This is a genomic window from Nocardia sp. BSTN01 (genome assembly GCF_015354405.1).
Lineage (GTDB): Bacteria > Actinomycetota > Actinomycetes > Mycobacteriales > Mycobacteriaceae > Nocardia.
The window spans coordinates 36,804-44,535 of sequence record NZ_JADKYP010000053.1 but is presented as its reverse complement, the minus strand read 5'-3'; the positions used below and the strand labels follow the sequence as shown (position 1 = coordinate 44,535).

The 7,732-nt window shown below is 67.3% G+C and carries 11 protein-coding genes and 1 pseudogene; 6 read left to right on the top strand and 6 right to left on the bottom strand.

Annotation, left to right across the window (positions count from 1 at the left end; genetic code table 11):
* Positions 1–75 precede the first annotated feature (75 nt).
* Complete coding sequence (locus tag IRT45_RS29330) at positions 76–273, bottom strand: hypothetical protein (RefSeq protein ID WP_194809060.1); 198 nt, start codon at positions 271–273, stop codon at positions 76–78.
* 220 nt (positions 274–493) lie between these two features.
* On the opposite strand from IRT45_RS29330, the gene IRT45_RS29325 reads away from it, so the two are divergent.
* The 3 genes from IRT45_RS29325 to IRT45_RS29315 all read left to right on the top strand — a co-directional run bounded on the left by IRT45_RS29325 (position 494) and on the right by IRT45_RS29315 (position 3,062).
* Entirely contained in the window at positions 494–823 is a 330-nt protein-coding gene (locus IRT45_RS29325) for a hypothetical protein (protein ID WP_194809059.1), read from the top strand.
* A gap of 96 nt (positions 824–919) precedes the next feature.
* On the top strand, positions 920–2,110 hold the full coding sequence (locus IRT45_RS29320) for an NAD(P)/FAD-dependent oxidoreductase (protein WP_194809058.1): 1,191 nt from the start codon (positions 920–922) through the stop codon (positions 2,108–2,110).
* Positions 2,111–2,120: 10 nt separating this feature from the next.
* On the top strand, positions 2,121–3,062 hold the full coding sequence (locus IRT45_RS29315) for a sigma-70 family RNA polymerase sigma factor (protein ID WP_194809057.1): 942 nt from the start codon (positions 2,121–2,123) through the stop codon (positions 3,060–3,062).
* Positions 3,063–3,068: 6 nt separating this feature from the next.
* On the opposite strand, the gene IRT45_RS29310 is transcribed toward IRT45_RS29315, so the two are convergent.
* The 4 genes and pseudogenes from IRT45_RS29310 to IRT45_RS29295 all read right to left on the bottom strand — a co-directional run.
* Positions 3,069–3,485, bottom strand: a complete 417-nt coding sequence (locus IRT45_RS29310) for a nuclear transport factor 2 family protein (protein ID WP_228535432.1) — start codon at positions 3,483–3,485, stop codon at positions 3,069–3,071.
* Between the two features lie 63 nt (positions 3,486–3,548).
* Positions 3,549–3,818, bottom strand: coding sequence for a Txe/YoeB family addiction module toxin (locus IRT45_RS29305; protein ID WP_194809056.1), 270 nt, complete (start codon positions 3,816–3,818; stop codon positions 3,549–3,551).
* Positions 3,811–3,981 carry a hypothetical protein gene (locus IRT45_RS29300; protein ID WP_309241204.1) on the bottom strand — a complete coding sequence of 57 codons (171 nt, stop codon included), beginning with the start codon at positions 3,979–3,981 and terminating at the stop codon, positions 3,811–3,813. Before IRT45_RS29300 ends, IRT45_RS29305 begins: the two co-directional genes overlap by 8 nt.
* 34 nt (positions 3,982–4,015) lie before the next feature.
* Positions 4,016–4,417 (bottom strand): annotated as a pseudogene (locus IRT45_RS29295) (zinc-binding dehydrogenase); the annotation flags it as partial.
* A 4-nt stretch (positions 4,418–4,421) separates the two neighbouring features.
* Between IRT45_RS29295 and IRT45_RS29290 the strand changes: the two are divergent.
* Complete coding sequence (locus IRT45_RS29290) at positions 4,422–4,787, top strand: hypothetical protein (RefSeq protein WP_228535428.1); 366 nt, start codon at positions 4,422–4,424, stop codon at positions 4,785–4,787.
* 37 nt (positions 4,788–4,824) lie between these two features.
* Here IRT45_RS29290 and IRT45_RS29285 read toward each other — a convergent pair whose 3' ends face one another.
* On the bottom strand, positions 4,825–5,976 hold the full coding sequence (locus IRT45_RS29285; protein ID WP_194809054.1) for an epoxide hydrolase family protein: 1,152 nt from the start codon (positions 5,974–5,976) through the stop codon (positions 4,825–4,827).
* A gap of 61 nt (positions 5,977–6,037) precedes the next feature.
* Here IRT45_RS29285 and IRT45_RS29280 point away from each other — a divergent pair, with 61 nt between their 5' ends.
* Positions 6,038–6,997, top strand: a complete 960-nt coding sequence (locus IRT45_RS29280) for a YafY family protein (protein WP_194809053.1) — start codon at positions 6,038–6,040, stop codon at positions 6,995–6,997.
* Positions 6,998–7,210: 213 nt separating this feature from the next.
* Positions 7,211–7,651 carry a VOC family protein gene (locus IRT45_RS29275; RefSeq protein ID WP_194809052.1) on the top strand — a complete coding sequence of 147 codons (441 nt, stop codon included), beginning with the start codon at positions 7,211–7,213 and terminating at the stop codon, positions 7,649–7,651.
* Positions 7,652–7,732: the final 81 nt, after the last annotated feature.

Here is a 7,732-nt window from a genome sequence, read left to right as displayed (position 1 = left end):
AAAACCGCATAAAGCGGCGAGGTTTGCACGATTTGTTCAGGCAGCGGTCGAACGCCACCCCCGCGGCCAGGGCCGCTAGAAGTCCATGCCACCGAGACCGCGGGGCGAGGACTCGGGTTCGCCCTGGCGACCGCCGGTCGGGTCGCTCGTGGTCGAGTGGTGTTCGGCGGCGAGATCGGTGCTCGGTTCGCGGCGGGGATGGTGGACCATGGCCCAGGCCGAATGTGCCGCGGCCGATATTCGATGCCCCAATTGGGTCGCGATTCCTGACATCGGACTACTCCTCATCGGACGACTGTTCTTGCCTCGCGCATACCCGGTGTCGGCCGGAGCATTCCCCACCTGCGCTTCCCCGAAGGCCGGGCCGAAGGCCACCTCCAGCGCGGGACATCAGAGGACGTTCTGCCCTTGGTCCCGCCCAGCGAAGCGGCAACGCTGGACAGCGACAACCGGGATCCTGCCGAGGATCGCACCGCTTCGAGAGGGCATGAATATGAAACCGTTGTCGGAATCACTGATGGATCTCGCGGTCCGGGTGAAGCAGTTCGAAGACTCCTCCGCCGGGGCGCGGGACAAGAGCCGTGCCGCATTGCAGGCTCGGCGGGAAAAGCTGACCGCGACTCTCGAACATGAGGGGCACGAGTTCGAGAAGACCGCGGCGGAACTCCGGGATGCCGCGCAGAGCTGGTGGTCGGACACCCAGGAAGCGCTCGAACGGCAGATCTCTGTGATGCGCGCGGACTTCGAGAAGTGGCAGGCGAGCATCAAGGCGCAGCGTGCGGGACGACCCCCCGAACTCGCGGAACCGGCGAGCAAGGGCTGATCGTTTCTCGGCGGTGACGCACATCACCATTCGTTCCTGTCAGGAATTCGCGCCCTGTCTCGTTCAGGGAGCACGTGAACCAGACAGGAGCGAACCATGAAGCACCGCATCGTCGTTCTCGGGGCCGGATATGCCGGAGCCTTCTCCGCCGGATACCTGGCCCGCCAACTGCACCCGGACGACTTCGAGATCACGGTCGTCAATGCCGAACCCGATTTCGTCGAGCGGTTGCGGTTGCATCAGCTCGCCGCCGGACAGGAGCTGCGCCACCGGCCGCTGGCCGAGGTATTCGCGGGTACGGGCGTCCGATTGAGAGTGGCACGAGTAACCGCGGTCGACGTCGAGGACCGGACGGTCACGGTCGCCGATGGTGACGGCATCGACCGACTCGGATATGACACCCTCGTCTACGCGCTCGGCAGCACTGCCGCCGATCAGGGTGTTCCCGATGTCCACGAGCATGCCTTCCATGTGGCCGCGCGGCCGTCCGCGCTGCGCCTGCGCACCCGCCTCGACGAATTGGGCGAAGACGGGAAGGTGCTGGTCGTCGGCGGAAACCTGACCGCGATCGAGGCTGCCACCGAATTCGCCGAATCCCGCCCGGGGCTGCGCGTCGGTCTCGTCACCAGCGGAGAGCTGGGCGGCTGGCTGGGCGCGAAGGCTCGCCGCCACCTATTGCGCGCGTTCGAGCGATTCGATATCTCCGTTCACGAACACACCACGATCGGGCGGGTCGAGAAGGACGCCGCCGTCGCCACCGATGGCACGGTTTTCACTTCGGACGTGACCGTGTGGGCCGCGGGTTTCGCCGTGCATCCAATCGCCGGCGCGAGCGGGCTCGAGGTCATCGCCAACGGTCAGATCACCGTCGACCGTCAGATGCGGTCGGTTTCGCATCCGGATGTCTACGTCGCCGGTGACAGTGTCTTCGTCATCGGCGAGAACGGCCGGCCGTTGCCGATGTCCTGTGCGTCGGCCGGATTCACCGCTATGCAGGCGACGGCGGCGATCATCGGCGACCGGACCGGGCGCAAGATATCGACGACCTCGCTGTCGTATGTCGGCAACCACATCAGCCTCGGCCGCAGGGACGGGATCTTCCAGCTGGTCGACGGCGACGCGCACGTGAGGTCGTGGGCCCTGTGCGGACGGACGGCCGCGCGCGTCAAGTCGACGATCCTCGACACCGCCGCCTGGACCCTGAGCCATCCGACCTTCGGAAAGCCGAGTCACACGTACCGCGCGGTCGCAGCCCGCGAGCATTCACCGCGCGTGGTCGCCGCATAGGGTCGTGCTCATGGATACCGCCACCGTGGCGCGTTTCGAGTCCAGCCGGAATCGGCTGGCCTCGCTCGCCTACCGTCTACTCGGCTCGGCCGCCGACGCCGAGGACACGGTGCAGGACGCGTTCCTGCGGTGGCAGGCCGCCGACCGGGAGTTCGTCGAGGTGCCCGAGGCGTGGCTGACCAAGGTCGTCACCAATCTGGCGCTGGACCGGCTCCGGTCGGCGACGGCGCGGCGTGAACGCGCGGTCGGCGCCTGGATGCCCGAACCGCTGCTCGACGGCGACCCGATGCTGGGCCCGGCCGACACCGTCGAGCAGCGCGAATCGGTGACCTTGGCGGTACTCGTGCTCATGGAGCGCCTGTCGCCGATCGAACGCGCCGTTTACGTACTGCGCGAAGCGTTTTCGTACAGTCACGCCGAGACGGCCGACATCCTCGAGATCACCGAATCGGCGAGTCAGCAATATCTGCATCGGGCGCGGCGCCGAATCGCCGCCGTCGGCACGACCACCGAGACCGACCGGGCATCCGCGCGCCGGATCGTCGAGGCGTTCGTCGCGGCCGCCTCCTCGGGCCGGACCGAACGGCTGGTGGCGTTGCTGACCGCCGACGCGACCGGCGTCTCCGACGGCGCCGGCCTGGGATGGGCCGCGAAACTCATCCGGTACGCGACGCCGGAGCGGATCGCCGGCGCGGTGCGGGCCGGCTTCAAACCGTCTCCTGCGAAGCGCAAACTCGCCGGTGGCTCGCCGGCTATCCATGCCGCCGTGGTCAACGGCTGTCCGGCCATGCTCGCCACGCTCGACGACCGGGTCGTGGGTGTGCTGATCCTGGAGGTCCGCGGCGACAAGATCGCGGGCGTGCGCGGCATCGCCGCCCGGCACCGGCTCGGCCGCCTCACCGAGGAATGGCAGCGGCAGGACCACGATGTCCCGCTGATCGAATCGTGGTAACCGTGCCTATACCTGCTCGTCCAGAACGGCCAGGACGGCCGAGGTGTCGTGATAGTAGGGCCGGAACTCCGTGATCAGCCCGTCTCGGAAGCTGATCCATTGCAGCAGTGAGGTTTTCAGTTCACGGCCGGTGCGGCGCGCCCGTAACCGGCCTCGGCTGTGGACGACCACCCGGCCGCCGTCGCTGAGGAACTGCTGATCGTCGAACCACAAACCGTCCCAGCTGTCGCTCATCGCGGCGATGAACTTCCGGAAGCCGTCGTGTCCGCGCCATTCACCGCCGTAGGGCAGGCTCGACGCTTGGTACATGACCACATCGGATGCCAGGTGCCGAGCCATCTCCCCGAACTCGGCGCCGTCGGTGAGGTAGGCCGCTTCGGCCGCATAGAACGCTCGCAAGGTGGTCATCACATCCGCTGACATGCCCACGATCTTGGTCGTCGTCGCATTCCCGTGCTGGCGAGAATCCGCCGTCACGCTCGGCCGTCAATCGTCGTAATGCCCGCCCACACCGATGATCACGATCTCGGTTTCGGTCACGTAGTAGATCAAGCGATGTTCCCGGGTTATTCGTCTCGACCAGTTTCCGGCGAGCTGGTGTTTCAGTGGCCCGGGTTTTCCGATGCCTCGGAAAGGGTCGGCCAGGACCGCGGTGATCAGTCTGTTCGCCGCCCGCAACACCGTTCGATCGCGAGTGAGCCACGACGAGTAGGTCTCCCAGCCGTAGGACGTGAAGACCAGCTTCCGGTCAGGCATCCGGGTCCAGCAGCTCTCGCGCTTCGATCTCGCCTCGTTGCGCTTCGCGCGCCGACTCCAGCAGGCGAACCCCGCCGTGAGTCGCGAGGACGTAGAGCGTTTCCTGGATGGAATTCCAGTCGGATTCCGCGACCAGAACCGCGTTTTCACCGCTCTTCGTCACCACGGTGACCGTGTCATGGTCGTCGTTGACCTGCGCCGAACTCCGGTGCATCGAGGTCGGCGATGGTGATCACTCGCTGTGGATCTCCGGTCAGTTCGACGAGTTCGCCGATGACTCCCGAGCCGGCCAGATCGAGGGCGGCGTCGATGCGACCGAGTCGGCGCACTCGTTCCACCCAGCCCTCGCCGTAGGTGGTGGCGATGGCGCCGAGGCTGCGCAGGTAGTCCTGGTTCGCCGCCCCGGCCGTGCCGATCACCGTGATGCCGCGCTCGCGGGCGATCTGGAGCACGGCCGATCCGACTCCGCCGGACGCGCCGCTGACCAGCAGCGTGTGCCCGGGCCGCGCGCCCACCTGGTCGATGATGCGCAACGCCGTCTCCACCACGGACGGATAGCCGGCCGCCTCCTCGAACGCGAGCCCGTCGGGCATGTGGGCCGCGGTGACCGACCGGGCGGCGGGTGAGCCGCTCATGCCGGTGCTGCGGCGCGAGATTCTCGCGTTGCTCCGGCATTGCACGGCGGACGGCGCCGACCCGATCTGGCGCATGATCGACGACTCACCCGCGCTGCGGCAGTACGAGGAGTCGATGCGGCTGCGGCACGCCGAGTCGCTGGCGACGGCCATCGCGGCGAACCCCGGACTGTCTCCCACTCCGACGGCCTGCCGGACGATCGCGAGATTCGTGATCGACGCCTACGCACTGGCCCGCGAGTCGGCCGATCCGGATGCTGCGGTGGACGAGATCTTCGCGATGATCGAGGCTGCCTGGGCGGTCGCGCCGGGGACCGAACCCGCTGCGGGATAAGCGATTTACCTCCCACGCCGGAATCGATTCCGGCCGCTCAGCCGGTGACCGATCGGAAGAATTCGCGAATATCGGCGACGAGTTCCGCGGGCGCCTGGAGGGAAGCGAAGTGGCCGCCCCCGGGGTACTCGTTCCAGCGCACGATCGTGTTGGCCGACTCCGCCAAGCCGCGAACGGCCCGATCGCCGCGGAAGTTCGCGACCGCGGTGGGCACACCCGACGGCGCGGGTCTGCTGCCCCACGACGCCCCGGACTCCCGATAGATCCGGGCCGCGGAACCGGCGGTGCCGGTGAGCCAATAGGTCGTGACGTCGGTCAGGATGATGTCGCGATCGACCGGCGCCTGGTCGGTGGCCGTCGGATCCCAGTCCACGAACCATTCGAGATTCCAGGCGAGCTGGCCGACCGGTGAGTCGTTGAGGGCGTAGGCGATGGTCTGCGGCCGCAACGCCATCTGGGTCGCGTAACCGTTGTGGCCGTACCACCACATCTGGTTCGCGACGGCCTTCGCGCGGTCCGCTTCCGACAGTTCGTCGAGTTCCCGGCCGGACCCGGTCGCGGTCGCGGCGTCGGCCAGTGCGTTGACGTGCACGCCGATGACCTTGTCCGGTGCGACCCGGCCCAGGGCGGGGGAGATGAGACTGCCGTAGTCGCCCCCTTGGGCGCCGTAGCGTTCGTAGCCGAGTCGTTCCATCAGCGTCGCCCAGGTGCGCGCGATTCGCGGTACGTCCCAACCGGTTTCGTGCGTCGGGCCGGAGAAGCCGAAGCCCGGCACCGACGGTGCCACCACATGGAACGCGTCGGCCGGATCCCCGCCGTACGCGCGCGGATCGGACAGCGGTCCGAGGATGTCGAGGAAGTCGGCGGGCGTGCTGGGCCAGCCGTGGGTGAGAATCAGCGGCGTCGCGTCCGGTTCCGGAGAGAGGACATGCATGAAATGCACTGTCTGCCCATCGATTTCGGTGACGAACTGCGGGACCTTGTTCAACCTCGACTCGTATTCGCGCCAGTCGTAGCCGGTGCGCCAGTACTCGGCCAGATCGATCAGGTAGTCGCGATCGACCCCGTACGACCAGCCGACACCCGGCAGGGCATCGGTCCATCGGGTACGCGCGAGCCGAAAGTTGAGTTCGTCCAGGTCTTCCTGCGGGATGTCGATGCGGAACGGGGTGATCGTCGTATCGGTCATGAAAGGAGCATCCACCCCGTGTAGGACGGAAACGGTCCTACTCGTGCGGGATGATCGATCCATGCCCGAAACCACGCCGGCGCGGCTGTTGCGATTGCTGTCGCTGTTGCAGACACCTCGCGACTGGACCGGAACGGAGCTGGCCGAACGACTCGACGTCACCACTCGCACCGTCCGGCGCGACGTGGAACGCCTGCGCGAGTTGGGTTATCCCGTGCACGGCGTGATGGGGCCGGACGGCGGCTACCGTCTGGGCGCGGGTGCGTCACTCCCGCCGCTGCTGCTGGACGACGACGAAGCGGTGGCCGTCACGATCGGACTGCAGACCAACACCACCGGCAATGTCGCCGGCATCGAGGAAACTTCGCTGCGCGCGCTGACGAAGATGGAGCAGGTACTGCCGGCCCGGCTGCGCCATCGCGTCGACGCGCTGCGCGGCGCCGTGGTCGCCATGCCACCCCGCTACGATCCGGGCCCCGCTGTCGACGCCGCGCAGCTCACCGCCATCTCCGCCGCCATTCGCGACGCCGAAACGCTGCGCTTCGACTATCACAGTCATGCGGGCGAGGACACCCGGCGCACCGTGGAGCCGCATCGCATCGCACATTGGAGTCATCGGTGGTATCTCGTCGGCTGGGACAGCGACCGCGCCGGCTGGCGCACCTTCCGCGTCGACCGCATGTCGCTGCGGACCCCCAACGGCCCGCGCTTCACACACCGTCCGTCTCCCGACGGTGATGTCGTCGCCTACCTGCGTCGCACCATGGGGTTCGCGATGTGGCCGTACCGGTCGGTCATGCGCGTCCACGTCCCCGCGGAACAACTGGCCGGGCGCATCGAGGGCCTGGTCACGCCGATCGACGAGCGCACCTGCCGCCTCGAAATGGGTTCGGACTCCTACGCTTTGGTGGCCCTGGTGGTCGGCATGCTCGATGTGGAATTCGAGGTCGAATCGCCGCCGGAACTGGTGGAACATCTCCGGGCCCTCGTGGGCCGATTCACCCGGGCGGCCGGTGGATAGAGGTCGGGGCACGCGACAACCCGTACCGTTCGGCCGCAAAGGCCGGGCCGTATAGGAGTTCCCTGCTCGGCCCGGCACGATTATGGGCGCTCAGGACGACCCGGTTCGGCCGTCGTCCCCGCCACTGATCCCACCGATGAGTTTCGGTGCGGCAGCGCGTCATGATTCGCGGACTCACGAAGACCGCGTGGGCCTGCGATCGGAGGAGAGACTGTGGCGATCAAGCGGATGGACAACGTGCTCATCGTGGTCGAGGACATCGACGCGGTGATCGCATTCTTCGTCGAACTCGGTATGGAGCTGGAGAACAAGGGGCCGGTCGAGGGGCGGTGGGTGGAACGCATCATCGGAGTCGACGATGTGCGGCAGGAGGTCGCGATGCTGCGAACTCCCGACGGCCGCGGCCGGGTGGAGCTCGCGATGTTCCATCAGCCGCAACCGGTCCGGTCCGAGCCGCAGCACGCGCCCGCCAATACTCTCGGCATTCGCCGCATCATGTTCGCCGTCGACGATATCGACGACGTCATCTCCCGCCTGCGTGCGCACGGCGCCGAACTCGTCGGCACGGTGGAGCAGTACGAACAGATTTTCCGGCTCTGCTACGTCCGTGGTCCCGAGGGAATCATCGTCGGCTTGGCCGAGGAGATCGGCTGAGGCCTGACCAGGTAAAACTCCGTATCAGTGGTCGTGTCAGGCCGGCGTCAGGGGCGTATCAGCCGTCCGCCGCACAGTTGT

Excerpts from the sequence above, each read along its gene's own strand:
- IRT45_RS29310 (WP_228535432.1), bottom strand. The coding sequence starts at position 3,485 with ATGTCAGCGGATGTGATGACCACCTTGCGAGCGTTCTATGCGGCCGAA.
- IRT45_RS29285 (WP_194809054.1), bottom strand. The coding sequence starts at position 5,976 with ATGACCGATACGACGATCACCCCGTTCCGCATCGACATCCCGCAGGAA.
- IRT45_RS29325 (WP_194809059.1), top strand. The coding sequence starts at position 494 with ATGAAACCGTTGTCGGAATCACTGATGGATCTCGCGGTCCGGGTGAAG.
- IRT45_RS29320 (WP_194809058.1), top strand. The coding sequence starts at position 920 with ATGAAGCACCGCATCGTCGTTCTCGGGGCCGGATATGCCGGAGCCTTC.
- IRT45_RS29330 (WP_194809060.1), bottom strand. The coding sequence starts at position 273 with ATGTCAGGAATCGCGACCCAATTGGGGCATCGAATATCGGCCGCGGCA.
- IRT45_RS29280 (WP_194809053.1), top strand. The coding sequence starts at position 6,038 with ATGCCCGAAACCACGCCGGCGCGGCTGTTGCGATTGCTGTCGCTGTTG.
- IRT45_RS29315 (WP_194809057.1), top strand. The coding sequence starts at position 2,121 with ATGGATACCGCCACCGTGGCGCGTTTCGAGTCCAGCCGGAATCGGCTG.
- IRT45_RS29305 (WP_194809056.1), bottom strand. The coding sequence starts at position 3,818 with ATGCCTGACCGGAAGCTGGTCTTCACGTCCTACGGCTGGGAGACCTAC.